27 protein-coding genes and 1 pseudogene are annotated in these 26,200 nt (G+C 46.2%); 22 read left to right on the top strand and 6 right to left on the bottom strand.

Annotated elements, in window-relative coordinates:
• Nucleotides 1-232 precede the first annotated feature (232 nt).
• On the top strand, nucleotides 233-1,651 hold the full coding sequence (locus tag HPT30_RS01990) for an MFS transporter (RefSeq protein ID WP_175369856.1): 1,419 nt from the start codon (nucleotides 233-235) through the stop codon (nucleotides 1,649-1,651).
• 448 nt (nucleotides 1,652-2,099) lie between these two features.
• Nucleotides 2,100-3,839: an ABC-F family ATP-binding cassette domain-containing protein gene (locus tag HPT30_RS01985; RefSeq protein WP_175369855.1), complete on the top strand. Its 1,740-nt coding sequence runs from the start codon at nucleotides 2,100-2,102 to the stop codon at nucleotides 3,837-3,839.
• Nucleotides 3,840-3,971: 132 nt separating this feature from the next.
• On the opposite strand, the gene HPT30_RS01980 is transcribed toward HPT30_RS01985, so the two are convergent.
• Together HPT30_RS01980 and HPT30_RS01975 are read right to left on the bottom strand one after the other, a co-directional pair.
• Nucleotides 3,972-4,676: a DUF6199 family natural product biosynthesis protein gene (locus HPT30_RS01980; RefSeq protein WP_175369854.1), complete on the bottom strand. Its 705-nt coding sequence runs from the start codon at nucleotides 4,674-4,676 to the stop codon at nucleotides 3,972-3,974.
• A 415-nt stretch (nucleotides 4,677-5,091) separates the two neighbouring features.
• On the bottom strand, nucleotides 5,092-5,676 hold the full coding sequence (locus HPT30_RS01975; RefSeq protein WP_175369853.1) for a histidine phosphatase family protein: 585 nt from the start codon (nucleotides 5,674-5,676) through the stop codon (nucleotides 5,092-5,094).
• 320 nt (nucleotides 5,677-5,996) lie between these two features.
• Between HPT30_RS01975 and HPT30_RS30885 the strand changes: the two genes are divergently transcribed.
• On the top strand, nucleotides 5,997-6,428 hold the full coding sequence (locus HPT30_RS30885) for a GNAT family N-acetyltransferase (protein ID WP_376766983.1): 432 nt from the start codon (nucleotides 5,997-5,999) through the stop codon (nucleotides 6,426-6,428).
• A gap of 33 nt (nucleotides 6,429-6,461) precedes the next feature.
• Nucleotides 6,462-7,247 (top strand): hypothetical protein, encoded by a 786-nt coding sequence (locus tag HPT30_RS01965; protein ID WP_175369852.1) that lies wholly within the window; start codon nucleotides 6,462-6,464, stop codon nucleotides 7,245-7,247.
• A 569-nt stretch (nucleotides 7,248-7,816) separates the two neighbouring features.
• On the opposite strand, the gene HPT30_RS01960 is transcribed toward HPT30_RS01965, so the two are convergent.
• Complete coding sequence (locus HPT30_RS01960) at nucleotides 7,817-8,482, bottom strand: DUF1232 domain-containing protein (RefSeq protein ID WP_175369851.1); 666 nt, start codon at nucleotides 8,480-8,482, stop codon at nucleotides 7,817-7,819.
• A 137-nt stretch (nucleotides 8,483-8,619) separates the two neighbouring features.
• Between HPT30_RS01960 and ytaF the strand changes: the two genes are divergently transcribed.
• The 18 genes from ytaF (at nucleotide 8,620) to HPT30_RS01870 (ending at nucleotide 25,055) form a co-directional block, all read left to right on the top strand.
• A complete protein-coding gene (gene ytaF / locus HPT30_RS01955) occupies nucleotides 8,620-9,264 on the top strand; it encodes a sporulation membrane protein YtaF (RefSeq protein WP_175369850.1) in 645 nt (214 codons plus the stop codon).
• 201 nt (nucleotides 9,265-9,465) lie between these two features.
• Complete coding sequence (locus HPT30_RS01950) at nucleotides 9,466-10,473, top strand: zinc-dependent alcohol dehydrogenase (protein ID WP_175369849.1); 1,008 nt, start codon at nucleotides 9,466-9,468, stop codon at nucleotides 10,471-10,473.
• 13 nt (nucleotides 10,474-10,486) lie between these two features.
• A complete protein-coding gene (locus HPT30_RS01945; RefSeq protein ID WP_175369848.1) occupies nucleotides 10,487-11,320 on the top strand; it encodes a sugar phosphate isomerase/epimerase family protein in 834 nt (277 codons plus the stop codon).
• 59 nt (nucleotides 11,321-11,379) lie between these two features.
• A complete protein-coding gene (locus tag HPT30_RS01940) occupies nucleotides 11,380-12,219 on the top strand; it encodes a sugar phosphate isomerase/epimerase family protein (protein WP_175369847.1) in 840 nt (279 codons plus the stop codon).
• Nucleotides 12,220-12,265: 46 nt separating this feature from the next.
• On the top strand, nucleotides 12,266-13,153 hold the full coding sequence (locus HPT30_RS01935) for an AraC family transcriptional regulator (protein ID WP_175369846.1): 888 nt from the start codon (nucleotides 12,266-12,268) through the stop codon (nucleotides 13,151-13,153).
• Between the two features lie 248 nt (nucleotides 13,154-13,401).
• Nucleotides 13,402-14,298, top strand: a complete 897-nt coding sequence (locus HPT30_RS01930) for an alpha/beta fold hydrolase (RefSeq protein ID WP_312876279.1) — start codon at nucleotides 13,402-13,404, stop codon at nucleotides 14,296-14,298.
• 208 nt (nucleotides 14,299-14,506) lie between these two features.
• The gene (locus HPT30_RS01925) at nucleotides 14,507-15,289 is read left to right on the top strand and encodes an SDR family NAD(P)-dependent oxidoreductase (protein ID WP_175369845.1); all 783 of its coding nucleotides are present in this window, start codon (nucleotides 14,507-14,509) and stop codon (nucleotides 15,287-15,289) included.
• A 193-nt stretch (nucleotides 15,290-15,482) separates the two neighbouring features.
• Nucleotides 15,483-16,322 (top strand): DegV family protein, encoded by an 840-nt coding sequence (locus HPT30_RS01920; RefSeq protein ID WP_175369844.1) that lies wholly within the window; start codon nucleotides 15,483-15,485, stop codon nucleotides 16,320-16,322.
• Nucleotides 16,323-16,551: 229 nt separating this feature from the next.
• Nucleotides 16,552-17,259, top strand: a complete 708-nt coding sequence (locus tag HPT30_RS01915; protein ID WP_175369843.1) for a response regulator transcription factor — start codon at nucleotides 16,552-16,554, stop codon at nucleotides 17,257-17,259.
• Nucleotides 17,237-18,658, top strand: a complete 1,422-nt coding sequence (locus HPT30_RS01910; RefSeq protein ID WP_175369842.1) for a sensor histidine kinase — start codon at nucleotides 17,237-17,239, stop codon at nucleotides 18,656-18,658. The genes HPT30_RS01915 and HPT30_RS01910 overlap by 23 nt, the downstream gene beginning before the upstream one ends.
• 28 nt (nucleotides 18,659-18,686) lie before the next feature.
• Nucleotides 18,687-19,796, top strand: a complete 1,110-nt coding sequence (locus HPT30_RS01905) for an AI-2E family transporter (protein ID WP_175369841.1) — start codon at nucleotides 18,687-18,689, stop codon at nucleotides 19,794-19,796.
• 13 nt (nucleotides 19,797-19,809) lie between these two features.
• Nucleotides 19,810-20,154, top strand: coding sequence for an Asp23/Gls24 family envelope stress response protein (locus tag HPT30_RS01900; RefSeq protein WP_175369840.1), 345 nt, complete (start codon nucleotides 19,810-19,812; stop codon nucleotides 20,152-20,154).
• Between the two features lie 85 nt (nucleotides 20,155-20,239).
• On the top strand, nucleotides 20,240-20,584 hold the full coding sequence (locus HPT30_RS01895) for a hypothetical protein (protein WP_175369839.1): 345 nt from the start codon (nucleotides 20,240-20,242) through the stop codon (nucleotides 20,582-20,584).
• A gap of 203 nt (nucleotides 20,585-20,787) precedes the next feature.
• Nucleotides 20,788-21,495 carry a lantibiotic protection ABC transporter ATP-binding protein gene (locus tag HPT30_RS01890; protein ID WP_175369838.1) on the top strand — a complete coding sequence of 236 codons (708 nt, stop codon included), beginning with the start codon at nucleotides 20,788-20,790 and terminating at the stop codon, nucleotides 21,493-21,495.
• Complete coding sequence (locus HPT30_RS01885; protein WP_175369837.1) at nucleotides 21,488-22,225, top strand: lantibiotic immunity ABC transporter MutE/EpiE family permease subunit; 738 nt, start codon at nucleotides 21,488-21,490, stop codon at nucleotides 22,223-22,225. Before HPT30_RS01890 ends, HPT30_RS01885 begins: the two co-directional genes overlap by 8 nt.
• Nucleotide 22,226: 1 nt before the next feature.
• Complete coding sequence (locus tag HPT30_RS01880) at nucleotides 22,227-22,991, top strand: lantibiotic immunity ABC transporter MutG family permease subunit (protein WP_175369836.1); 765 nt, start codon at nucleotides 22,227-22,229, stop codon at nucleotides 22,989-22,991.
• Nucleotides 22,992-23,019: 28 nt separating this feature from the next.
• A complete protein-coding gene (locus HPT30_RS01875) occupies nucleotides 23,020-23,682 on the top strand; it encodes a response regulator transcription factor (RefSeq protein ID WP_175369835.1) in 663 nt (220 codons plus the stop codon).
• The gene (locus tag HPT30_RS01870) at nucleotides 23,670-25,055 is read left to right on the top strand and encodes a HAMP domain-containing sensor histidine kinase (protein ID WP_175369834.1); all 1,386 of its coding nucleotides are present in this window, start codon (nucleotides 23,670-23,672) and stop codon (nucleotides 25,053-25,055) included. Before HPT30_RS01875 ends, HPT30_RS01870 begins: the two co-directional genes overlap by 13 nt.
• 81 nt (nucleotides 25,056-25,136) lie before the next feature.
• On the opposite strand, the gene HPT30_RS01865 is transcribed toward HPT30_RS01870, so the two are convergent.
• The 3 genes and pseudogenes from HPT30_RS01865 to HPT30_RS29790 all read right to left on the bottom strand — a co-directional run.
• Complete coding sequence (locus tag HPT30_RS01865; RefSeq protein ID WP_175369833.1) at nucleotides 25,137-25,427, bottom strand: YxcD family protein; 291 nt, start codon at nucleotides 25,425-25,427, stop codon at nucleotides 25,137-25,139.
• On the bottom strand, nucleotides 25,427-25,861 hold the full coding sequence (locus HPT30_RS01860; RefSeq protein WP_175369862.1) for a hypothetical protein: 435 nt from the start codon (nucleotides 25,859-25,861) through the stop codon (nucleotides 25,427-25,429). The genes HPT30_RS01865 and HPT30_RS01860 overlap by 1 nt, the downstream gene beginning before the upstream one ends.
• Before the next feature lie 174 nt (nucleotides 25,862-26,035).
• Nucleotides 26,036-26,200: pseudogene (locus HPT30_RS29790) on the bottom strand (carbonic anhydrase); the annotation flags it as partial.

Genomic DNA, 26,200 nt, shown 5'->3' with positions numbered 1-26,200 from the left:
CAACTCCAATCTCTCAAACCGTGTCACTTTATTATACAGCATTGAATACGAGAAATACACGAAATACATAATAGACAAAATAAATGTTTTTTGTTTACTTTGATTAAAATGCATGTTATTCTAATTCAGCACATCGGTCAATACTTTTGGCCAGCAGCCAACAGTTAACCATACTGAACTTATTTATTCAGATGGTTGTCAAAATCAGCTTCAGTTCATTCATCAAGAAAGGATGGTTGTTATCCGACAGTCAAATAATAGACTCATTCTAGCTATCATCATCACTTGTCAGCTTATGGTTGTTCTCGATGCATCCATTATGATCACGGCACTTCCTGAGATTGGCCGCGGACTGCACCTTGCGACAACGAGCTTGACCTGGGTGCAAAATGCTTATGTTCTGGCATTCGGGGGCTTTTTGCTACTCGGAGCGAGAGCGGGGGATCTCGTTGGTCGAAGACGGGTTTTTATAATCGGGACAGCGATTTTTACGGTTGCATCGTTATTTGCCGGGTTAGCTCAATCCGCTGAAATGCTCTTCATCACCCGTGCTTTGCAAGGGATCGGGGCAGCATTGGCCACACCTTCAGCATTGGCACTGTTATCTGTCAGTTTTGTGGAGACCAAGGAACGGGTTAAAGCCATTGCCATGTACAGTGCGGTCAACGGAGCTGGCGGAAGCATTGGTTTAGTTGTAGGCGGCATGTTAACGGACTGGGTATCCTGGCGCGTGGGTATGTTCATTAATGTACCGATCGGCATTGTACTGCTTGTGCTGGCACCGAAATTTTTGCCAGAGACGAATAAAAGCACCGGTCGTTTTGATATCATGGGGGCGATTACTTCTGTAGTAGGTCTGACCGCTCTCGTATATGGCTTTGTCCGCGCGGCAGACGACGGATGGGGGAATGCTGTAACCATAACTTCATTGCTCATAGGAATCATTTTGCTGGCAGCGTTTGTTTTCATCGAGTCACGGGTCGAACAGCCGATTACACCGCTTCGTCTATTCGCAAGTCGTGAACGGTCCGGCGCATATTTGGGTAGACTATTGTTTGTAGGCGGCAATTTCTCGATGTTTTTCTTCATGTCACAATTCTTGCAGCATGTGCTTGGTTTTACGGCATTGGAGACAGGACTAGCCTTTCTACCTATGACTATGGTTCAGTTCGGGATGATGTATGCCATGCCATGGCTTGTGTCTCGCTACGGAAATGCGAAAGTGCTTATTAGTGGTATTTTTATAGTCATCATTGCGATGATCTTCTTAAGTCAGATTTCAACGGACTTGAAGTTCTTCCCAGGGCTTATGATCCCGATGGTTGTATTGGGGATAGGTGCAGGTATTGTGTTTATTCCATTTACCACCTTTGGACTGTCTGATGTTGATCCGCGTGATGCGGGGGCGGCATCAGGGCTGGTCAATGTGGCCCACCAAACGGGTGGATCGCTTGGATTGGCTGTCCTTACGGCGGTTTTTGGATCGTTCGTTCGAACTGGAACGCCTACCGACGCGCAATTTACAGCAGGTGTCTCTACAGCGATTATTGGTTCGATTGTATTTATTTCGGCATCATTTATCGTTGTGCTTCTACTGTTGCGTCCGGGTAGCAAGAAAGCAGCTAAGCAGCAAGCCCAGGATGCGGCGTAATCGTGTAAAATTGTTCGTCATTCCTACGGTTGAAAATTGAATAAGGATGTTTTGTCCAGAGTATTTGATCACATTTGGTAGGGTTGGGTTCGCATACGTACTCTAATACGTCACCTCAGCTTGGAAAAACAATAAAAAAGGCTGTCTCTTGAGCAGAAGTTTCTGCAAAGAGGACAGCCTTTTTTGCCGAGTATAATCAATCTGCGAAGCGTCGATTATTAACGATAATGAGAGGTGTCACCAACCACTCTTGCAATTAATTCACTATAGCGCTCCCCCTGACCAGTGGATTCATATAGTAGTATTTTTCGCTTTTACGAACAACTTTATTTTGAAATGATTGAAGTTGGTAGTAAACAGTGTTACTCTAACAACGGTAAACTCAAAATCTATGATTGTAATACAGCTAATAATAGTCACCAATTTAGTTACAAAGAAAGGTAACACCATGATAAAAGTAGATAACTTATCCTTCTCATTTCCACAAAAAGAGCTATACAAAAACATTTCATTTACGCTTGAAGAGGCACAACATTGCGCTTTTATAGGAACAAGTGGTAGTGGGAAGAGCACACTGATAGATATACTGATGGATCCAGAAAGATATTTGTTCGAGGGCAAGTTAGAAATAGAGCCGACTTGTAAAATTGGGTTTGTAAGTCAGTTCTCTGAGCTAGACAGATCGAAAGAAACAACTGTTTTTGAATATATCGGAGAAGAATTTATTAAGAAACAAAATGAAATAGAAACCATTTGTACTGAAATGGAAACTTCATCGGATATTGAAGAGCTGTTAGAAAAGTATCAATTAGCTTTAGACGCATTTGATGCAATAGGTGGGAACGATTTTGAAAGTAACATTAATAAGAAGCTAAATCTGGCAAACCTCATGAAGCTAAAAGATATTAGGGTATCCGACCTGAGCGGTGGGGAATTCAAACTTATTCAAGTGATGAAGGAAATGCTTAATAGTCCAGACTTAATGATCATGGATGAACCAGATGTATTTTTAGACTTTAAAAACCTAAATGCGCTGAAAAATCTTATTAATGCACACAAAGGCATACTGTTAGTTGTTACGCACAACCGATATCTATTGAATCATTGCTTCAACAAAATTATCCACCTTGAAAACACGGAGATTCAAGAGTTTGATGGGCGGTATATTGAGTATAACTTCTCGTTACTTCAGACAAAAATAGAGTTGCAAGAAATCGCAGTCGCTGAAGCTGAAGAAATTGAGAGATATGATAGCATAATCGATAATCTTAGAGCTATCGCAACCTATAATTCAGAAGCATCTAGAGGGAGAGCCTTAAAAGCTAGAGTTAAGTTTCAAGAGAGATTGGAAGCACGTAGAATTAAAGCGCCTTTTGTTGATATTAAGCAACCGAAAATCAGTTTTGGTATTGATAATGAGATTGAAGACACCATTGTTGTAAATGTCAATAATTATAGTGTTGCCTTTGATGAGTTGCTTTTGGACAATGTTAACTTTGAGATAAAATCTACAGATAAAGTAGCTATTATCGGTCCAAACGGTACTGGGAAAACGACTTTACTTCGAGAGATTTTTAAGAATAATCACGATTCAATTGTAATAAATGCTGATGCTAAAGTGGCTTATTTATCTCAGCTACAAGGCGAAGTGCTAAATGATTCTAATACAATTCTTGAAGAATTTATCGATGCTGGAATTAGTACCTATGATGAGGTTAGATCGTATCTTTCAAATTATGGATTTGAAGGAGAAAGCGTTAATCAGAAGATAGAATCATTATCTGGTGGAGAAAAAAATATACTTCAATTGGCTAAAGTTTCTGCCAGTAAAGCAAACGTATTGCTTCTTGATGAACCGACAAGCCATTTAGACACCTATACACAAATAGCACTGGAGAAAGCCATCGAAGACTATAAAGGTGCGATTCTCATGATTTCTCATGATTTCTATTCTGTTGTAAATGGTATGGATTATGTATTAATCATTGATGATAAGACGATCAGAAAAATGAAAATGAAAAAATTCAAACAGATGATTTATGCTAGACATTTTGATAAAGACTATTTAGAAACCGAACAAAAGAAAAAATCAGTTGAAATGCAAATAGAATTGGCCTTAAAAGATACTAATTTTGAACATGCAAAACTATTGGTTGATGAGCTAGAAGAGCTGATTAAGTTGCTTTAAAATACGACTCTGAGTTCAACGATGAAATATGATGTTGGTGGAAAAGTATCAACAAGAAAGACACTGATGAATAAAATCTCAGTGTCTTTTTGCTGCATTGATTTCTTGATAGCTTTTACCGTGGTCTGTGGTTTAGAAGGCTTGAACGGCGATCCAGAGAGAGCCTATCATGACGATAATACCGCTAACCTTGCTCATAAAGTAATAGAAGTCGCTAGGTTCAGGGTCGTTCACCCATATCCAACGAAGCGAGAGGAAGAAAAGGATGTCTTGAAATTTTCGATAGCGAAAGCTGCACCATCCGTAAATCAACACGGCTAAAGCGAGATACAGAAGCGCTGGAGCACCTCGAGTGACATGATATTCGGGGTACGCAGCTGTTACCAGAGTTGAGGGGGAATATTGCTCTTCGCCGTCCTGTGGCATTCTTTGATTGTTAACGAAAGTGGAGGCTTCGGAGACGTAATTTCCATGTCCATCGGAGGTCAATAATATTCCGGAAGCATCATGGACTTCGTATTTGTGCCCGTTAGGATATATCACTTTGTAATTCGGACTGGGTGAAGAATTGATTTTCGTAATAAAATACTCCTGATGCTGGATGGTTACCGTACGCTTCTCATGATCAAGTTTTACTTGTATAGGATCATTTGTTTTGCTTCGATAGGTGACAACATTATCTTGATCGCTATAGAAGGAGTACTTGTAGTTATCTACATAGAAAATACGCTCTGTGAAGTAAGGTTTGGACAGAATCGTTACAATTACAGACAGGACCAGAACACAGGAAAAGAAAATAAAGGTAGGTGTCCGGATTTTTTTGAGCAGCGCCGACATCTGAACGTCATCCTTTCCAGTTTTTCTTTAATACGCCAATTTAGGGGGATGGTTGCGACACTTCTGCTCAAGGATCGATGTCACTATTTTGGAGTCAAGGATTAGGCGAGGGCCAGAACAATGCTCAAACTCAGGAGATTAACGGGTCGACAAGCTCTACATTTATCTTCACATTTATGGTGATTGGAGAAATATCCAAAGTTCATACATTATCCAAAAATCTCAATGGTTTCACTAACGAAAAAGATTCCATCGTTTATCGTTTCGGTTGGATTAACCAATATACGAATAACCTTTTTTTTTAATTGGTATATTCTTTTTTCTGGTATAGCACTAACGGTTCTAGTTGTTTGGGTTGTTTCAGTGATATTCAGGTCTAACCGATAATACGAATGTGCTCTCTAGTTCAATGAAATCATTCAGAAGTTACCCTCCACAATCTCTCTGTTCTGGTTAATAATCCTTCATCAAATTCCAGCTTGTAAACATCAGGCTTTGAAGTCTTTAATAAAAAGTCCAAGCCAAACTGGGGGTCGAAGTATTCCATCATCATTGTCATAACGACTCCATGGGTTCCAATAACAATTTTCTGCCCTTCATATTTTCTTATAATGTTTTCAAAGATAGGTACGACACGGTTTCGACAATTCATAAAGGACTCTCCACCAGGCAACAGAAAATCTGGTTCCGAAAACATTTTCTTTACTAACGGATACACTTCCTTATTAGACAATATCTTATTATCACCAAGGAATACTATTTCTTTTAGTTCCTCGATAATAATCACTTCTTTGCCTAAAGATTGGGCTAATCCCTCTATTGTTAATATTGCCCTTTTATATGGACTTGAGATGAATGTGTTTATCCCCTCAACGTTCAATAATTCAGCTACAATTTGAGCATCTGACTCTCCCTTTAAAGTCAGTCCACGTGTTCTTTCGTTGCCACCATCCACTTTAGGCGATTCTCCGTGCCTGACCATATATATAAAGGTTTTCATAAATATCCCGCACCCCTCAAATTCTGTGAATTAAATTCTATTGGAACAAATAACTTTCAATATGACTTCTACTTTTTTTATTCATGAATGAACCGTCGGCTGTTAAAGTCATAGTGTGATATTTCCATTCTAAGATATTCTTAAGATAACTGAAACTAACATTGAGAATGATGGGGGTAAAGGATGAATACAATTCATGTTGGAACACAATCGATAGAAACTGAAAGATTATCCTTAAGGCAATTTGTTTTAGAAGATGCTGAGGACATGTTCATGAACTGGATAAATGATAAGGAAGTACAATTTAATTAGGTGAACCTATTTATGAAACATTAGATGCTGTAAAGGAGAATTTAAGTCGCTGGATTTCTTCGTATTCCCGGAATGATTTTTATAAATGGGCTATTATCTTAAAAGAGAGCAATAAAAACATTAGGCAAATTGCTTTTTGCGGTAATGATCTAAAGCATCATTATGCTGATATTGAATACTGCATCAGTAGATCCTATCAGGGTAAAGGTTACGCAACAGAAGCTTTAAATGCAATTATAGAATTTACTTTTGAGAAAACAGGGATATACAGGCTGCAGGCTTTTCATAGAGGCGATAATGTGGCTTCAGGTAGAGTTTTGCAGAAGTCAAAGATGATATATGAGGGCACATTAAGACAATCATTCTACTATGAAGACGAAAATGAGTATGACGATAGGGTTTATTATGGAATTATTAAAACAGATTTTTTTCAAAAATAGTGAATTGAAGATAATGTAGAGGAACGATCTAAGATGATACAAGAAATTTTAACTTACTTTAAAGCAAATCCTGGCTGGTCTCTAGCAATTACAGTTTTTACTACCGTTCTTATTTGGTTGTATAAAGAATTCAAAGTATTGATGGAGAAAGATAATAACGATAAATTAGCTCTTCTTCAAAAACAGCTGGATCTTTATTCGTCTATGGAAGCTGCGATAGCTCAAGTCATTCATAGACCAAACGATGCTTTCGCTGTACAAAATTTCTATAATAAGCTTGGTAAATCAAGTTCCTACTTCACGAATGACATTAAAAAGATTGTAAGAGATTACTATTTGCGAGCAGATACGTCCATTTTACGGACACTGATGACTTTTATTCAATTAGAATGTGATAAGCTTCATAAAGAAAAATCGAAATTAATATCCTCTAATACTTCTTCTGATGTGTTTGAGACAGTTTTCAGGTTATATAAACCGTTTAAACCAATTGTATTAGTTTTCGTTATTGTTTTTGTGACTATATATTTTCTTCTTCTTTCACTGAATCAAAACAATATTCTAGCAGTTATTATTCTGTTTATAATTTTCATCTCATTGATTATAAGTGGATCAGTAATTTGGGGGATTATATCTTTAGCGATGGAAGGTGATTTAGGGATATATGGTAAATACAGATGGTCTCTTACAATTTTTTTGATAGGCTCACCATTTGTAATGTTGCTTGATTTAAGATTATCAATCTTATCCTTGTTAATACAGATTGTTCTCATTGTCTTATTGGCTAGAAGTAGGAAAAATCAACTGGTTAGATTATAGATATAAGGAATGAACGAATGAGAGATGTAGTGATCTTAAAAATGATATAAGCAAAATTCGAAGAGAAGACCAGATGTGATTCTGGTAAAGTTAGGATTTTAGCAAACAAGTCTCCCATCAATTATACTCTTCTTCTTAACAGTAAAAAGGGGACCACTTCCCAACTAACAGCATTTTTGTACCTTATATTTCTTAAATATAGGAAAATAAGTGTATTAAGTGCATTATTGTATCTTATTTTCCGGAAAAACGAACTGGAAGGCCTATTCTGGAAGATTTAAGGTACAATATTGCCTTTAATTCCCTCTTACCCGTAAATGCAGAATAATTAGGATACAAAAATGTCGTTAATTACACTTCAGCAATTATTAGGCTGCTCCCTAGCAGATCCTCTGCAACGGGAACGGTCTTGGGGCCGCTGTTTTTATAAATTCCAGAATTATTTCGTAATATCGCTATAACAGGAAGCTCAACTGTAAAATGCACATCAAAAAGCCGTCACCCAGCAGAGATGCTACACAGGGGGACGGCTTTTTTACAGATAACACTGGCATCAGCATCGCATTCCACTATATCCCCGACCGACTCCGCAGCTCCTGCAGCCGCTCCATCACAATCTGCACAGCGATAGCATCATCCAGATAACCCAGCGGGAACACATAGTCCGGAATGATGTCAGTGGCCGAGACAAAATAGAACAATCCGCTTCCTAAAATAGCACGTTCCTCCAGAGGGATATCGGTGCTGCTGTAGAGCTCATACATGCGATGCAGTTCTTCAATGAACGGTCCTGCACCGTTGACGCTTTTTACTTTGTCTGGAAAATCGTTATGGATCTTTCGTGCCCCCTCTTCGGTGAGGACATACGGTTCGTATTTACTGAGTTCCCGTTGAACCAGTTCTGCAGTAAAATGATGATCGATCAGGTTGAAGGCCTGCAGGGTTTCCTTGATGCTGGTGATGGAGGAATGAATGTCGGAGGTCGGAACTGGGGGAGTGGGCACAGCAGCGCCATAACCAGCGGCCTGGAATAGATCGGAGAGGGGGGCTTCCAGATGCATGGCGAACGCCTTCAAGTGCTCTGGCTTGGCCCGCTGTTTGCCGTTCACAATGCGGGAGATCGTTGCGGTATCCATGCCGGTCAGGGCACTCAGCTTTCGCATGGAGAGACTGCGCTCTTTGAGCAAATTCGTCAGCATCTTCCCGAGATCAGGGCTTCTCTTCTCATCAGACATGTGCATTTCACCTCCTGTACAGGGTGGTGTTGATATCAATTGTTGAGGAAATCTCAACAATTTTACTTGGGACGCGCACCATTTTGTGTATATCTCAATAGTATGACTGTAAACAGAAACAAGGAGTGAACCAAACCATGGTCGCGTGGCTTCTCATTTTCGGCTTTGCCCTCTCATCCAGTCTGGATAATTTAGGTGTTGGAATATCTTATGGGATTCGTGGCATCCGTATTAACCATTTCTCAAATTTAATCATCGCAGTGATCTGCTTTATTCTAAGTATGGTCGGTATTCTCTCGGGTCAATGGATGGCGAAGGTGTTGCCTGGTGTAATGCCCGTTGTAATCGGCGCCCTGCTGCTCTTAATCATCGGGGTGCGGATCATTCTGCTGGCGGCGCCGCGTAAGAAGCGGGAAGCTGTTCAAGAGAGTGAAGGAGCCCGTGAGGAAGGGGGTGGATCACTGACCGGAATTCTGCAGAATCCAGAACTGGCCGATAAAGATAAATCCGGCTCGATCGGCATTCTGGAAGCGATGGTCCTGGGGGTGGCCTTGGCCGCGAATGCAGTCACGAACGGCGTAGGCGCAGGGCTGATCGGACTGTCTCCGCTGGCGATCTCTTTAACGGCGGCCATCGGGAGTTATGTGACGGTATGGCTCGGTGTAGTTCTCGGGCGAAAGCTGTCTGGTGTGCGGATTGGTTCGTTTACCTTAGGGCAATTCAGTACCGTGTTAAGCGGAATTATCATCATTTTGATTGCATGTAATTCATTTTTTGATTAAGCGGCGCATATCACCGGACGAAGCCGTCCCGACACTGGAAGCAGTGGAGGGACGGCTTTTTGGCGTGGGATTACAGTGACCTAGAACGGGTGCATCGACATCGTAGTTTTAGACAAAAAATCATGAATTCAGGTAAAGACAATTTTCTCAAAAAACCATACATTTAAAGGGATCAATGAACCTGAAGGAGTGACTACACAAATGAGAAATAGGAAAATTATGTTCGTCAGCCCAAATCAAGTAGAAACGGTGGAAGAGACGTTTACAGCCCAAACGCTTGGGGAGAATGAAGTCCTTGTTCAATTAATATATTCGCTGATTAGCCCCGGAACGGAGCTGGCGATGCTGGCGGGTACAGAGTGGTGGGCCAAGCTCCCGCTTAACCCGGGTTATGCAAGTGTTAGCCGAATTATTGAAGCTGGTGCAGGCGTTAAGGATGTACAAGTCGGAGATGCTGTTTTCCACTATGGCAGTCATAGCGAATACCAAGTGCTGGAGGTTAAGGACGTTGTACTGAAGGTGCCGGACGGATTGGATCTGAGATGGGTTCCTTTCACACGTATGGCTACCGTGGCCTTCACTTCGGTTCGCGTGTCGAATATTGAGCTTGGCGACAAGGTAAGTGTATCCGGTCTAGGATTGGTCGGCAATCTGGCCGCTCAATTGGCCCGCTTGCAAGGTGCAACGGTGATCGGGGTCGACCTGTCGCAGGAACGACTCAAGACAGCTCGTGTGTGTGGTGTGGATTATGCGCTAGATGGTAGCAGTGGTAAGGTAAAAGAAGAATTGATGGCGCTTACTAATGGTCAGGGTGTATCCTCTCATATAGAAGCCACTGGGATTTCCAAGGTTGCAGTTGACAGTCTGGAGTACATCGGCAGCCAGGGTGAGATCATTCTGCTGGGTAGTCCGCGTGGAGAGTACAACACAGATATTACAGAAGTACTCAACTATTGCCATCTGTATAACCGTGGCTGTATTACGTTCAAAGGGGCGCATGAGTGGCGTTATCCGACAGAACCTAACCAGTTCGTGAAGCACTCGCTGGTGCGTAATTCCAAGATCGTCTTCGAACTGATGCAGCAGAATCGTCTGCAGATCGAGCCGCTGATCAGCCATGTGATCAAGCCAGAGCAAGCCAGTGAAGCTTATGCAGGACTAAGAAATAACAAAGACCAATACAACGGCGTGCTGTTTGACTGGGCCTAAGGAGGACAAAGACATGTTAAGAGGATTGACTACGGCGGGTCTCGGCGAGATTACGTCAAATGAAGAGTATATCAGAAGTGCAGCTGAGTTCGGATTTCAGGCGGTGGATCTTAATCCGCTAGAGCTGATCGAGGAGCTTGGACAAGAAAAAGCGTTAGCGCTGCTGGAAAGCACCGGGATTACCATCGGTTCCTTCAGCCTGGATGTGGATTGGCGGAGCACGGAAGAGAATTTCCGGGCAGGATTAGAACAGCTTGTACGAGTGGCGGAAGCAGCAGCCGCTCTGAATTGTAAGGCGTGTTGCACATACATTCTGCCTTCTACCGATCTGCCAGCGGCTCCATTCATGATTGCTGCTACACGTCGTTTGAGACTGTGCGCGGACATTTTGGGGGCGTACGGTATCTCGCTGGGTCTGGAGTTTGTCGGCAGTAATCATCTACGCACACAGTGGGCTAATCCATTCATCTGGACGATGGAGGATACGCTCGAGTGGATGGAGGCGATCAACTCCCGTAATGTTGGTCTGCTACTCGATTCCTACCATTGGTACACGAATGGGCTGACCACCGATGATCTGCTCAAGCTGAAGCCGGAGCAAATCACGCATGCTCATATCAATGATGCCAAGGACCTGCCAATCCCTGAACTTCTGGATGGTGACCGTCTGTATCCGGGCGAAGGTGTGATCGATCTTGCTGGCTTCTTGGAAAGTCTCGTGAAGATTGGTTATAAAGGTGTTGTTGCTCAGGAAGTGCTGGCCCCAGGCAGCGGGCAGACTTCGCAGGAGTTGCTGGCTCGCTCTAAGGCTGGATTTGATAAAGTATTCGCACCACTAGGGCTATAAGAGAACGGGCAGGGTTAGCGCGTTGGTACGTGAAGCCCTGCCAATAAGGAGACCTATTCATGACTGAATTCAGAGGTAAAATCGCTGCCCATGCCATCACTTGGGGCCAGAATCATCTTCAGGCCGTGACTGAGATCTCTCAGCTTGGCTTTCGTGGAATCGAACCGTGGGCGTCCTTTGCGCTCCAGTACGAAGACAAGCCGGAAGAGTTCAAGGAACTGCTAGCCGGTTACGGACTAGTGATAACTGGGCTGTACGGCGGAATGCCGGACGGGCAGCATCAGCGTTTTGGAAACTTGGAGAACCGGGAGGACATCATCCGTCATAATGTGCGGCTAGCCCAGCTTCTCGCGAAATTGGGCGCAGATATTCTCGTGCTGGGTCCCGGCGGGACAAGAGAGCAGCCAACTACGTTGGAAGAACTCAAAGTCGCAGCTGAGACAATAAATGAACTGGCTAAGCAGACGAAAGCGCTGGGAGTGAAAGCTTGTCTGCATCCGCACCTCTGGACGGAAATTCAGGATCAGAACGAACTGGAGACGTTGATGGACCTGACCGATCCGGAATACGTCTACCTGGCGCCGGATTCTGCTCACCTAAAGGGAGCTGGCATGGACCCGTCAGAGATTATTAAAACCTACCGTGATAGAGTGGCTTATGTCCACCTCAAAGACCTGACGAAGCAGAAGGCGGAGGGCGGAAATGAGAACGAACCGTTCTTTTGTGAGCTAGGCAGAGGGGCAGTCAACTTCCAAGAGGTACTCGCGTCGCTGGAAGAAATTCAGTACACCGGTTGGGTAACGCTTGAAGTGGACGAAACGACGAATACCCCGTATGATAGCATGAAGACCTGTCGTGATTACGTGGAGAAGGAATTGTTGATTCCGGTCAAAGCCTAATTCCGTTGCAGGATGGAGACACCGCAGAGAGAAGGGAGCCGCAGCCGTGGAGCAGTCTTGGATTAACCATATTTCCCCCTATGTCAGAGCCGCTAGAATTCAGAAGTCCACTTCACTAGCCGGAGAATGGATGGATCCGGATCATGTGTACACCTATATTGATCAGGGTGAGGCAGAGTTCTTTCTGAATGGCGTGAAATATCTGGTCAAGGAAGGGGATGTGCTGTTGATGCATCCTTTCATGCCCCATATCATCAAGTCATCCTCGGCGCTCCCGCTGGTGCAGTGTATTCTTCACTTTGATCTCTACTATGACGAGCAGAGGCATGCGGGCCGTCCTGATGCCATGAAGCACAGGGAAGAGGAGATGGAGCTGGCTTCCATCGCCCCGGTAACCCGTTTGCCTCTGGCAGACCGGATGGATATGAAGAAGAAATTTCTCATGCTGCAAAAAGAACTGAGCGATCCATCACCGGCCAGCCCGTTGCTGCTTAAATCCATCTGTCTGGAGCTACTCTATACCTTTATGAAGAGCCGCTCGCTTCCCGGGGAGACGGAGGGCAAGTTAACGAAAGGCTGGCCACTGCTGGAAGGTGCCATTCATTATATTCATGAGCATTATCACGACTCTCAGCTCAGCAACGAAAGCATTGGCAAACATGCGGGTGTAACAGCGAATCACCTGTCTTACTTGTTCAAAAGCCAGCTTGGCATTACGATTCATAATTATCTGAAGCATGTCCGAATTGAACAGGCGAAGCTGCGAATTCTGCAAGGACGGCAGAATTTGACCGAGATCGCGGAGGAGACCGGGTTCTCCAGCATTCATCTGTTCAGCCGTATCTTCAAGAATACGGTAGGTGTCATGCCCAGTAAATATGCAGCTGCACAGTCGGCGCTGAACAAGCAAGATCTCCTCAGCCGCCCGATGTAGCGTCTCCTCATCCTCACGAAGGATGAAAAATCAACCTTTCACTCAACCGGAAGGTTGATTTTTTTATGTCCGTTTTAAGCATAGAAGAAAACTATAACAACAAGAGATCCGAGTGCAAAAATCCTATGTGATGGAGTAGAGTAGACAGCTCATTTGGAAGATATTATGCTATGAATGTAGGGATGAAAGAAGCCTTAAACTTTGAGAAAAGTGTATTCTAAGTAGACCACTTAAAGGAGCTAGAAACCGTGCACAAATCATTAATTGTACGGGGGAAAAAAATGCACGTAGAGATTTTTGGGAATCAGCAATTATCTGCTGTGCTTTTTCTTCACGGAGGCCCCGGGGAAAGCTGCTACGAATTTGTATATCATCAGGCTAAGAGACTCTCAGAGATATTTCATCTAGTAGCTATAGACCAAAGAGGAGTATGTCGTTCTGAGGAAATAAATTCAACAGAAGAATTTGGACTTCGTGATTTAGTTGAAGACTGTGAAGAGTTGAGGACTCAGTTGGGAATCAACAAGTGGGCTGTGATTGGGCATTCGTTTGGTGGTTATGTTTCATTGCTGTATGCTTCGGCTTATCCGGATTCAATTACGAAAGTCATCTTTGAATGCCCAACGTTTGATTTTTCCTGGACTTCAAAAAGTTTGCTGAGAAGGGCGTCTTCTGTGTTCTTATCTTTAGGAGATCCTAATAAATCGGCAGAATGCAACAGCTTAGCAACAAGTGACTTGCAGAGCAAAGAGCTTTTTGATCAGTACTTACGCCTTGGCGAAGAGTTAGGGGAGAAAAAGGCTGAAATTTACCGGGTGAATAATTTAACTTCAATTGATTATTCCGCTTATACGGATGAGGAATGGGAGCTTTTCGCCGATCGAACTGAAATTCATCTGAACCGCCTGCGAGAAGAAGGACGAATGTTCGAATCCATTGTACCATTGCTCACTACCCTCTCAGTCCCTTCAATGCTTATTTTAGGGGAGGCTGACCCTGTAACTTGCGACAGCCATATTCAAGCTTATGATCAGATATCAAATGGTAATAAAATTATGGTTGATAATTGCGGCCATACCCCACATGCAGAAAGACCAGATTTATATGGATTAATTGTTTCTACATTTTTGTTGTCAGATAAATAGTAAGAAACAAATCATCGCATGTGTGGCAGTTGATATGGAGGAGATCAAGGGAACGTAATTAAATAATCAAAGACTTCAGTGGTGGTACGGGATGCTCGCTGCGTTAGAAGCAGCCCGTACCAGGGGCTTGCTTCATTAGTGCCTCGAAAATATGGTAAAGTATACTTATTCATTAAGTAACTAACTATAGGTGAGGAGGCAGTTTAAGATGGACTTGGGATTGAAGGATAAGATTGCGTTGATTACCGGCGGAAGCAAGGGGATCGGGCTTGAGACAGCAGTGACACTGGCGGCGGAGGGCGCCAAGGTGGCGATCGTCGCCCGGAATTTGGAGTCGCTCCAGGCAGCAGCAGAGCGGATCAAGGAAGAGACCGGGGCAGAGGCGCTGATTCTCTCCGCCGATGTCTCCATAGAGGAAGAGGCGCGCGGCGCGGTGGAGCAAGCGTCGCGGCATTTCGGCGGACTCGACATTCTGGTCAACAATGCCGGGACGTCGGCGGCGAAGCCGTTCGAAGAGGTCACAAGCGAAAGCTGGCATAGTGACCTCGATCTGAAGCTGCTGGGATCGGTGAATACCGCCAAGGCAGCAGTACCTCATTTGCGCCAACGCGGAGGCGGCGCAATTCTGAATGTGACGGCGATCAAGGGAAAGGCGCCGTCCGCTTCGTCTCTGCCGACCTCGGTCAGCCGGGCGGCGGGGCTTGCGCTCACGAAGGCGATGAGCAAGGATCTGGCCGGAGACAATATCCGCGTCAACGCGGTGTGCATCGGCCTGATCCGCAGCGACCAGATCGAGCGCAAGTGGAAGTCTGTTGCGCCTGAGCAGAGCTGGGAGGAATTTGCTTCGGACCCGGGCCACGGCATTCCGCTGGGACGGATTGGCCAGACGGAAGAGGCTGCAAAGGTTATAGCGTTCCTGGTCTCCGGTGCGGCATCTTATGTAACGGGAACCGCCGTGAATATTGACGGGGGAACATCGGCAGTGTTGTAGAGAATCAGACATAATGGGCTGATTCGACATCATATGATTGTGAAAAGGGCAATTTTTCAGGCCGCTTGGCCTAGAAATTGCTCTTTTTTGCGTGTAAGCACAAAAAAATACGTTTGACAAGTGATAAACTGAACTATTTTACCTGGTAAGTGTCATTTATAATGAACACGATAATGAAAGGAGAGTACCCTTTATGCCCATCAAGATTATCACAGACAGCGGTTCCGATCTACCTCTTGATTACATTGATAAGTATGATATTTCCGTGATCCATCTGCCGGTTCACTTCGGACATGAAGCCATGCCGGAGGGTGCTTGTACTGCGGAATTCTACGACAGAATGCGTCATTCCAAGGAGCTGCCGACGACAGCCAGTCCAAGTCCTATGGTATTCCTGGAAGCGTTCAAGAAAGTAGAGGAAGGCACCGACATCATGGTCATCTGCATGTCCTCTAATATCAGCAGCACGTATCAGGCTGCCGTGATTGCCAAGGAGATGTATGAGGATGAAGGGTATCCGAATGCTATTGAAGTTATCGATTCGAAGAGCTTCTCCGGAGGACTCAACGTTGTTCTGGCCCAAGCTGGGAAATGGTCGCAATCCTACACCACCTTACAAGATTTGAAAGACAAGGTTGTTCGGCAGAGCGAAGAAGTCAATGCCCTCTTCACACTAGACACGTTGGAGAATGTAATCAAGGGTGGACGGCTCAATCGGCTGTCCGGCGCCGTAGCGTCTGTGCTGAACATCAAGCTCTTGCTCAAGATCGGTGATGACGGCACGGTAGAGGTGGTAGAGAAGACGCGCGGTCTTCCGAAAGCGCTGAACCAGCTTCTGGCCCGGCTTGAAGAAAAGCAGCATGATTACGAGAAGGCGGTTCTCGCGATTGTTCACAGCAATTGTGAGAAGCTGGCACTTGAGATCAAGGAACGAATTCTGGAGCGTCACCCCTTCAAGGAGGTCGTATTCTCCTGTATGGGACCTGTGATGGGGACCTATGCCGGTGAAGGCGGAATCGGAGTTGCTTTTTAAATAAATGAACAATATGAATAATCGTACATGGGGATAATATCCTGTGTACGATTTTTTGCTACAATCGTGAAATATTAATAATTTAGATAATCTTTAGATTCGGTTTAGATGAGATTTAGAATGGCAGGATATAGTTAGGGTGCCAGGGTCCTGCATTTTAGGATTTTACGCAAGATACCGGGCTGGCCTAGATTCGTATACAGATATAGATACATAAAGGGGGATCACCGTGTATACCATTCTGATTGCCGACGACGAGACAGAGATTGTGGAACTGCTGCAGCTCTATCTGGAGAAGGAGTACAACATTCTGGAGGCGCACAACGGCACACAGGCACTGCAGCTGATGCAGTCGAATCACATTGACCTGGCGATACTCGATATTATGATGCCGGGCATGGACGGGCTGCAATTGTTGAAAAGAATTCGTGAAACGCATTTCTTTCCGGTTCTGTTCCTGTCCGCCAAGAGTCAATACCATGACAAGATTTTGGGCCTTGAACTGGGCGCCGATGATTATATCGCCAAGCCCTTTAATCCGCTGGAAATTGTCGCCCGGGTGGGCGCGCTGCTGCGGCGGGTGAACCATTTTGACGCCCCGCCCGCAGAGGAGAAGAAACAGAGTGAACGAATTGAGCTTGGCAGTCTGGTGCTGGACCGAAGCGAATGCGTTCTTTACCGTTCCGGGGAGAAGGTCAGCTTGACCTCTACTGAATATAAGATACTTGAGCTGCTGATGGAACAGCCGGGACGTGTATTTACCCGCAAAAAGATATATGAGGCTGTATGGGAAGATTTCTATGTGTATGAGGATAACAGCATTATGGTGCATATCAGCAACATTCGTGACAAAATCGAACGCGATTCCAAAAAGCCTGAGTATTTGAAGACGATTCGCGGATTGGGGTACAAATTTGAAGCGCCCGTGGAAAACTAGAGATCAGAGACCGCTGCACATTTCCCTTACGCTAGATTTTTTGCTATTTAACTGTATGCTGCTGATGCTCGTGCTGGGCGTCTATATTTTCATCAATATTGATGTCACTATTAATTCCGGCAAAAATGTCATCGCTGACGCCAACCTGAAGATAGAGGCCCGGGAATATCGGGGTCAGCCCGCAAATGGAATTGAAAACCGGCGTCTGCTGGAAAGTGGCGGATGGCTGGAGGTCCTCGATAATGAGAGGAACGTTGTGAGCACCGTTGGTGAGAAAAGAGACACAGTATCCCAGTACAGCGAAGACGCTATTTACGAAGCATTGGAAAACAGAAAAGACCAGTCCTACTACTACTCCATGGCTCGTATGGATGAGGCGCATCATGACGCTGGATGGCTGTTGCTCAAAATTCCGCGTGATCGTGTGAAAATATCCATCAACAGCGATCCGCTGGAGGTCTACTTGAACCAATCGGTATCGTTCTATGTCTTTGTCGGTACCGGACTGATTATTCTCTTGACCGTTATCTACAGCTACTGGGTGGCCCGCCGGATCAAGAAGCCGCTGCGTATTATTACCCTGGGGCTCAACCAGATGACCGAGGGGAACTACAGCATGCGTATCAAGTTATATGCTGAGAAAGAATTTGCCCGCATCGGCGACACCTTCAACTATATGGCGGGTGTGATCGAGAGAACTACACGTGAGAAGGCTCAGGCCGAGGCGAGCAAGCAGCAGCTGATGGTGGATCTGTCCCATGACTTGAAGACACCGATTACGAGTATCCAGGGCTACGCTCAGGCGCTTGTGGAAGGACGCGGGGAGGACAAGGAGCGGCAGACGCGTTACTTGACCTATATTTATAACAAATCCTCACAGGTCACCAAGTTGATCCAGAATACACTGGAACTGCTGAAGATTGATTCACCGGACTTCTTACTACGGGTGGAGCGTCAGGAGCTGGGAGAATTTTTGCGGGAGATTGTTGCCGAGACCTACGGTGAGATTGAGCAAAAGAACTTCGATCTGAAGCTTAACGTTCCCGATCATGAAGTCATGGCCAGCTATGATGCCGAGCTGCTGTCACGGGTGATTCACAACCTCATCGCTAACGCGCTGGCTTATAACCCGCCAGGAACGCGGCTGCGTGTTGAGCTGCTGCCTTCAGATGATAAGATAGCGATTGAAATAGCCGACAACGGCATCGGCATTCCACAGGAGCTATGGCCGACCATCTTCGATCCGTTTGTTCGTGGGGATGAAGCGCGAACAGCCAGTGGAGGAACTGGACTTGGACTGTCCATCGCTAAACGCAATACAGAGAAGATGGGCGGGACGCTTCATCTGAGCCGAAAGGGCAAGGATGCAACGATTTTTACAATTGAGATACCTAAATAAAAAAAACAAAGAGGATTGGAGGGATACTGTGGCGAAATTGAACGTGTTCATTCGTATTTGTATTGCTGTTCTACTGGTGCTGGGCATCGTGTATGTCGGCACCTTGGTGGATTTTATTTTCAAACCGGTGCTATCATTGTTCAGTGTAATTATCATTCCTTTGATGCTAGCGGGATTCTTCTATTATCTGCTGCGTCCGCTGATCAATGCCATGGAGAAACGCAGGATCAACCGTTCGGTCTCCATACTGATTGTGTATGTAGTGATAGCGCTATTGCTGCTGGTGCTCAGCATCGGCGTGTTCCCATCCCTGCGCACACAGCTGGTGAATTTGGTGAACAATGCACCAAGTCTCTTCGCCAACATGAACGAGCAGATTCACAAACTGGAGGAGATTCCATGGCTCTCGTCCCTACTGCCGGGAGATATTAGCCCGCTAACCCAGTTGACTGATTATTTGAACCAAGGCTTCAACTTGTTGACGAACTATGTGTCAGGTCTGTTCTCCTTCGTGTCTAATTTTGCTATTATTTTATTTACCTTTCCGATCATTCTGTTCTTTATGCTTAAGGAAGGCGGCAAGTTCGGGCAGAGAATCGTAAGCTTCATGCCGCAGCGTTACAAGGATGAGGGCACAGCGGTGATGAGTGAGATCGACAGCGCGCTTAGCAACTTTATAGTAGGTAGAGTGCTGGTGAATCTGGCGCTGGGTGTACTGATGTACATTGGCTTCCTGATCATTGGCCTGCCATATGCGCTGCTGCTTACACTTATCGCGGTTGTCATGAACTTCGTGCCGTTCATCGGTGCAATCCTGTCGAGTGTGCCGATCTTTATCGTGGGCCTGATTCAGTCGCCGTCAACGGCAATTTGGTCGATTGTGATTATTCTGATTGCCCAGCAGATTCAGGATAACCTGGTTGCGCCGTATATTTTCGGGAAAAAGCTCGATATCCACCCGCTAACCACGATTATCCTGGTGCTCGTCGGCGGCGATCTGGGCGGTATCCTGGCGATCTTGCTGATCATCCCTGTCTATTTAATTCTTAAGATTATCGCAATCAAGCTGTATGAAGTGTTTATCAGACAACGGAAGACTGAGGCCAGTCCCCCAGTATCTTCTGAACCTATAGAATAAGGAGTGTATATTCATGTTGAAAGATATCAGAGAAGGGTTTGTGCATATTTCCGATGCTGTAGTCTCCAAGATGATCGGGCTGGCTGCGATTGAGACACCGGGTATTGCTTCCATGTCCAAAAACATGTCGGAGGGCCTGACCAAGCGCCTGAGCGGCAAAAGCGGGCAACAAGGAATTACTGTTGAAGTGAAGGAGCGGGAGGTCGAGGTAGATCTGCGGATCATCGTCAACTACGGGTATAAGATCCAGGAGGTATGCCAGGCGGTTCAGCACAATGTGCGTCATGCTGTGGAGACGATGATGGGACTGTCGCTTGTGGCTGTTAACGTCAAGGTAGAAGGGATCGCCCTCGTATAGAGAACTCATAAGAGTTGTCTCTAGGCACCATTGAGTAGGCTACCGCATAGTATGGAGCAAATCCATCTGTGGAGGTCAAAAGATTATGTCGACATATTACACAGGTCAGCAGCAGGGAGTTATCTATCAAGCCGATCCCAATGTGATCCGGCACCTGCACGGCGTCCGTGACTCACTGCACCATTCCTGTAAGCCTTATATTAATCAAAGGGTGAGGGTGCAGACCGTAGACGGACTGATTCATGAAGGCACGATCTCCGGCTTAGACAGCAAACATCTGTATCTGGGTGTGACCGCTAATAACCAAGGAGCCCGGGGGTATTTTAACCCGTATGCACCTTACCCGACGCCGTATCCTTCACCTGGCTATAACAGCAATGTGATTTTGCCACTGGTACTGTACGAACTGTTGGTAATTTCCCTGCTTTAAGACTGTGGAGACTTAGGGTTATGGAACAGCTGTTTCGTTCGGGCGGGTCAATAAAGTGAAGGGGTACTGCATATGCGGTATCCCTTTTTGTGTGCCTGACTTTTGTGCTGATGGTGTTTCGTTTGGCTTCTTTTAAGTATCCTTATAAAATCCTGATAATTGTCCTTTAATCTATGACTACAGAAGTGAAAGGATGATGGATAGTGAAGGATTTGATATTGGAAACAAGAAGTCTTTGCAAAAGCTTTGGCAAGCAGAAAGCAGTCGAGAACATCGGCTTGTCTGTGCCAAGGAATACAGTTTACGGATTGCTCGGCCCTAACGGTGCCGGGAAGTCGACTACACTGAAAATGCTAACAGGCCTGCTTAAGCCCACTTCGGGGAGCATCCGGTTCGACGGGCATGAGTGGCATCGCCGGGATCTGTCGGACATCGGAGTGCTTATCGAGAGTCCGCCCCTGTATGAAAATCTGACGGCCCGGGAGAATCTGCGGGTGCGCACAATAATGCTGGGGTTGCCGGAGTCGCGTATTGATGAGGTCCTGTTAACCGTGGATCTGACGGGAACGGGTAAAAAAAGAGCAGGGCAATTCTCGATGGGTATGAAGCAGCGCCTCGGTATTGCCATCGCTCTGCTGAATCATCCGCGGCTGTTGATACTGGACGAACCGACGAACGGGCTGGACCCTATCGGTATCCAGCAGCTACGGGAGCTGATCCGCTCCTTTCCGGCGCAGGGCATCACCGTCATTTTATCCAGCCATGTACTTTCTGAGGTAGAGCAGGTTGTGGATGAAATCGGTATTATTGCCGGCGGTGTGCTCGGCTATCAGGGCAGCGCGCATGGGGAACAGGACCTGGAGACATTGTTCATGCAGGTGGCCGCTGCGCACAGAAGGGCCGGTGAATAAATTGCTGCAATATATGCTTGTGGAAAAGCTGAAGCTTAAACGCACCTTTGCCCCGCGGATGACCTGGCTGATGCCAGCCCTTACACTGCTAATCGCTTTCTTACTAATGGGCGGGCGCCTTTTCCAGACCGGTGCCTACAACTGGTGGTATGTCATCATGTTGCCCGGCGCGACCACTCTATTCTGTACTCTGGTCGTCCAGAAGGATGCCAATATGAAATTTCAGGGCGTGCTTGCCCTGCCAGTGGACCCACGTAAACTTTGGCTAGGGAAAGCCCTGCTCTGCATGGTCTGGCTACTAACTGTCTGTCTAATCTTCTTTGTAGGGGCTATGCTCGGAGGGCTGTGGCTTGGGCAGACGATCTTGCCTGCCCAAGGATTAATGGCATCTGTTCTGCTCGCGGTCACATTCGCCTGGCAGATTCCACTCTGCCTGTTTCTTGCTGTGACATGTGGCATGTTCATAACCATCCTGATCAATCTTGCAGGGAGTATTGTACTCGGTATTTTGTTTGCTACCCGGGAGATATGGTGGGTTGTTCCGTACGCTATTCCGATCCGGCTGATGTGTCCTGTACTCGAAATCCTGCCGAACGGGATTCCAGCAGAAGCAGGTGATCCCCTGCTGGCCTGGGGGGTTATCCTGCCGGGTGTCTTGGAGTCGTTGGCACTGTGTGGTGTGCTGCTTTGGCTGACGGCACAGTGGTTCAGCAAGCGGGAGGCTTTGTAGGATGAATAGATTTGACCGTATGTTACGAGCGGATTTTCTGAAAATTAAACGGACGCCGCTGCTGCTGATTCATCTGCTTCTGCCGCTTATCGGAGCAGGGGCGTTCCTGGCGTATGCTTCTATTTCGCCTAAGGATGGTCTCTTACTCACTGCCGGTTTTGTTGAAATATTAGCCGTGGCCTTCCCAACGCTAATTGGCGTTCTGACCGCGATGCTGGCCAGGCAGGAAGAGGCTGCTGGGCAATTCCAGAACCTGCTGGGAGGGGCTGCACCGAAGATGTGGACCTTTCTGAGCAAGCTGTTTCTGCTGCTCATTATGGGCTTTACAGGCACGCTATTGGCAGTAGTGATGTTCGGGGCAGGCCTCACGGAGCTGCTACACAAAGACGGACTACTACCCATGCATCTCTACCTGACTGTTGCCTGCGTGCTTGCCGGAAGCTGCATAATCCTGTATATTTTTCATTTGATGATAAGCTTGCGCTTTGGACAGGGGACTTCGATAGGCATGGGCATTATGGGGAGCCTGCTGGGAGCACTACTGCTCACAGGGCTTGGCGATGGGATTTGGATTCTGGTGCCTTGGAGTTGGCCTGTGCGATTGGCCAGTATGTGGGTATTGTACGCAACTGAAGTGCCACTTAGCGCTTCCATAATGGTTCAACTGCATAGCGGCATTTGGATAAGTATCATCGTCACGGCAGGTGTGCTGCTGCTGTCCTGTGTATGGTTTACCCGGTGGGAAGGCCGCAAATCGGAAGGATAAGCTTTAAGCGTTGAAAGGAGGAGGCTGGATGGCCCGAATACTGGCCGTAGATGATGAAGCGGGCATTCTGATACTGATTCGTAATATCCTGATCAAGGACGGACATAGTGTGACCACGTTAACTGAGCCGGAGCAGATCACAGCGCTAAATCCCGGTTTCTTTGACCTGATCCTTCTGGATGTCATGATGCCGGGAATCGACGGGTTTTCCCTCTGCGAGAGAATACGGGGCATCGTTGATTGCCCGATTCTATTCCTCACGGCAAAAACACTAGAGGATGACATTATGTACGGATTGGGTCTGGGCGCAGATGACTATATCCTTAAGCCCTTCGGGACTGGTGAGCTACGGGCCAGGGTGAATGCACATTTGCGAAGAGAGCAGCGGGAGAGGCGCAGTATGCTGAGTATCGATGAGGTTCATTTCAACCTATTAGGCAAGGAAATGCATGTGCAGGAGGACAAGGTACCCCTCACCAAGAGTGAATATAAAATCTGTGAGTTTCTTGCCCGCAATCGGGGACAGGTCTTCTCCAAAGAGAGGATTTATGAATCGGTGTTTGGTTTTGATGGGGAGAGCGACAGTGCAGCGGTGGCGGAGCATGTTAAGAATATCCGTGCAAAGCTGTCGAGGTACGAGCTATCACCGATCGAGACCCTCTGGGGGATAGGTTATAAATGGAGAACTTAAAGCACAAGGCCCGCAAACCATTGGCTCTGAGTACTATTTTCCTAAGATATTTTATGCTGTTGTGTGGGGGAATGCTGCTATGGCTCGGCCTATTGATTGGAACTTATCTTATAGCTACGGCGACAGGAGAGATTCTCCCGGCCAATTATGTGGAGAAGCAGATTGCCGCTGCAAAGGATATACTAGTTTCCAGTCCCGAAATTAGACCAGATCAAATTCCTTCTCTGTCGGATTATGCTCTCTATACTCAGGAAGGGCAATATGTGAGCGGCAGTCTAAATAGGGAGCAAGCGCAGAAAGCATGGAAGGCTGTGGCGTCGGGCAGTAAAGGCGGAATCCGCGGTTATTACACCGTCATTCAGCGTGAGCAGCAGCAAGAGGTCCTTCTGCTTAGTTATTCTATTGTCATGAATTATCGCTCGGAATGGCTGAGAACCCATCTGCCCAATCCTGAGCTTCTGGGGATCATACTGATTGTGACAGGCTTACTGCTGCAAATTGCCTTATGGTCCTATCTGTTCGGCAAGAAGCTGGCGAAGAAAATGAAAGGACTGCAGTCAGTCATTGGCAAAATTCAGAATCAGGATCTCGAATTCACCGTGCAATCCAGTGGTGTGCATGAGATTGACACAGTCCTAGATTCACTAGACACGATGAAGAACGAGTTGAAGGCCTCGCTCCGGCAACAATGGGAGGAGCAGCAGGCCCGCAGGGAGCAAATCTCCGCGCTCGCGCATGATATCAAAACACCGCTTACGATCATCCGAGGGAATGCGGAGCTGCTAAGCGAGACAGCCCAAGATGAGATCCAGCGGGATTACAATCGTTATATCCTGACTAGTTCGGCACAGATTGAACGTTATGCGAGGGAACTGATCGAAATTTCGAAGACGCAGGAAGGGCTGAAGCTGGAGCGGGTCACAATCGATACCGCTTCGCTGCTTGAGGATATTGAAGAACTTTTGAGAGCAGCCGCTGTTGAGAAAGAGATACAGGTTCACATGAACGCACACAACATGCCGGATTTCATCGCAATCGACAAGGATTTGTTCCAGCGGGCAATACTCAATGTTGTGATGAATGCAGTGGAACATACTCCCATTCAGGGCAACATCACACTGACTGCAGAAGGCAAGTCAGATAGTGTTTGCTTTACAGTGGACGACAGCGGCGGCGGCTTCACTTTTGCTGATCTGAGAGAGGCAACGAAGCAGTTTTATATGGGAGACCGCAGTCGAAGCTCGGGAAATCATCACGGCATGGGGCTTTACATTACGCAATCCATCATGTTGCGGCATGGTGGGCAGCTGGTCTTAGGGAATGACGAAGTCTTGGGTGGGGCTAAAGTTACCTTAGAGTTTCCTTTGTCCTGACAAGGATTGGAGGATCAGGCAGACGACAATTGAAAAAGACGGTACAGCCCAAGGGCTGCACCGTCTTATTTTTTATTAATTTCAGTCTGTAGTTACTACAGCTGTAATTTCTTCATCCAGATCCAACCGTACATCCTCGCGGTAAGCCCGGATTCCGTATTCGGTATGCACGTAACGCAGAATGGCTTCGATCATATTGGACTCGACCAGGAACTGGCTTCGGCCATGCACCCATACCTCCGCAGAATAGCCGGTGTCTTCTTCCCAGCTAAGCTCCACCTGCACTTCGGTAGGGTTCACTGCCTTACGTTCAGCCATGTGTAGGCAGATCGCATTAATGATCTCATCCATGCTAAGAACAGTACTATTCATTAGGCACGGTCATCCCGTTCTTGGAATCTGCGGCGTTCCTGTCTGCGGCGGAAGAAGGAAAGAATCAAGGTAACAACCAGATAAATTGCGAGCATATTAACTGCGAATCCGAGAATATTGCCCATAAAGCCCATACCGCCGAACAAACCGCCGAACAGCATACCAGCAAGACCACCGATCATTAGACCTTTCATCAATCCGCCGCCGCTAAAGAAGCCGCGTTTTGTATTTGCCATGCTTCCGGTGGTTGCTCCGCCGGTAGTGCTATCGCTTTTCTTCACGTTATTTGTGGTGGTAGATTTCTTCGGGGTGGTGGTGAAGCTACGCGTTCCGGATTTGAATCCGCCGCCCCCGCGTTTTGCGTCCACAAAATTCGGTGACGCTACAGCAAAGAACAGAGTGAAGGCCATAACAATCATCATTACACGTTTCATTGGTTTCATTGACTAGGTGAACCCTCCTGTAAGCTATTTTTTTGTGTCTTTCCGGTAATACGGATGACTTTGAAGAAGGTTTCATTTTTAATGATCATATTTCGAAATATTTTTTAAAATAAAAAAAGCGCGGATATTGTATCCGCGCGTACAGCTTACGAGTGTGATTTCCTCTTATTCGTAACCATTAGAGAGCAGCTCAAGTGCTCCTGTATTCGGATCAATGATCATTCCGTGTACAGGAACATTCGGAGGCAGCAATGGATGACGCTTAATCAGATCGACAGTGTGAATAACGCCTTCTTTCTCGTTGTCAAATCCTTTTAGCCACTTGGTTAG

Origin of the sequence: Paenibacillus agri, assembly GCF_013359945.1 — a bacterium.
GTDB lineage: Bacteria > Bacillota > Bacilli > Paenibacillales > Paenibacillaceae > Paenibacillus_AQ > Paenibacillus_AQ agri.
This window is presented reverse-complemented; position numbering and strand designations above follow the sequence as displayed.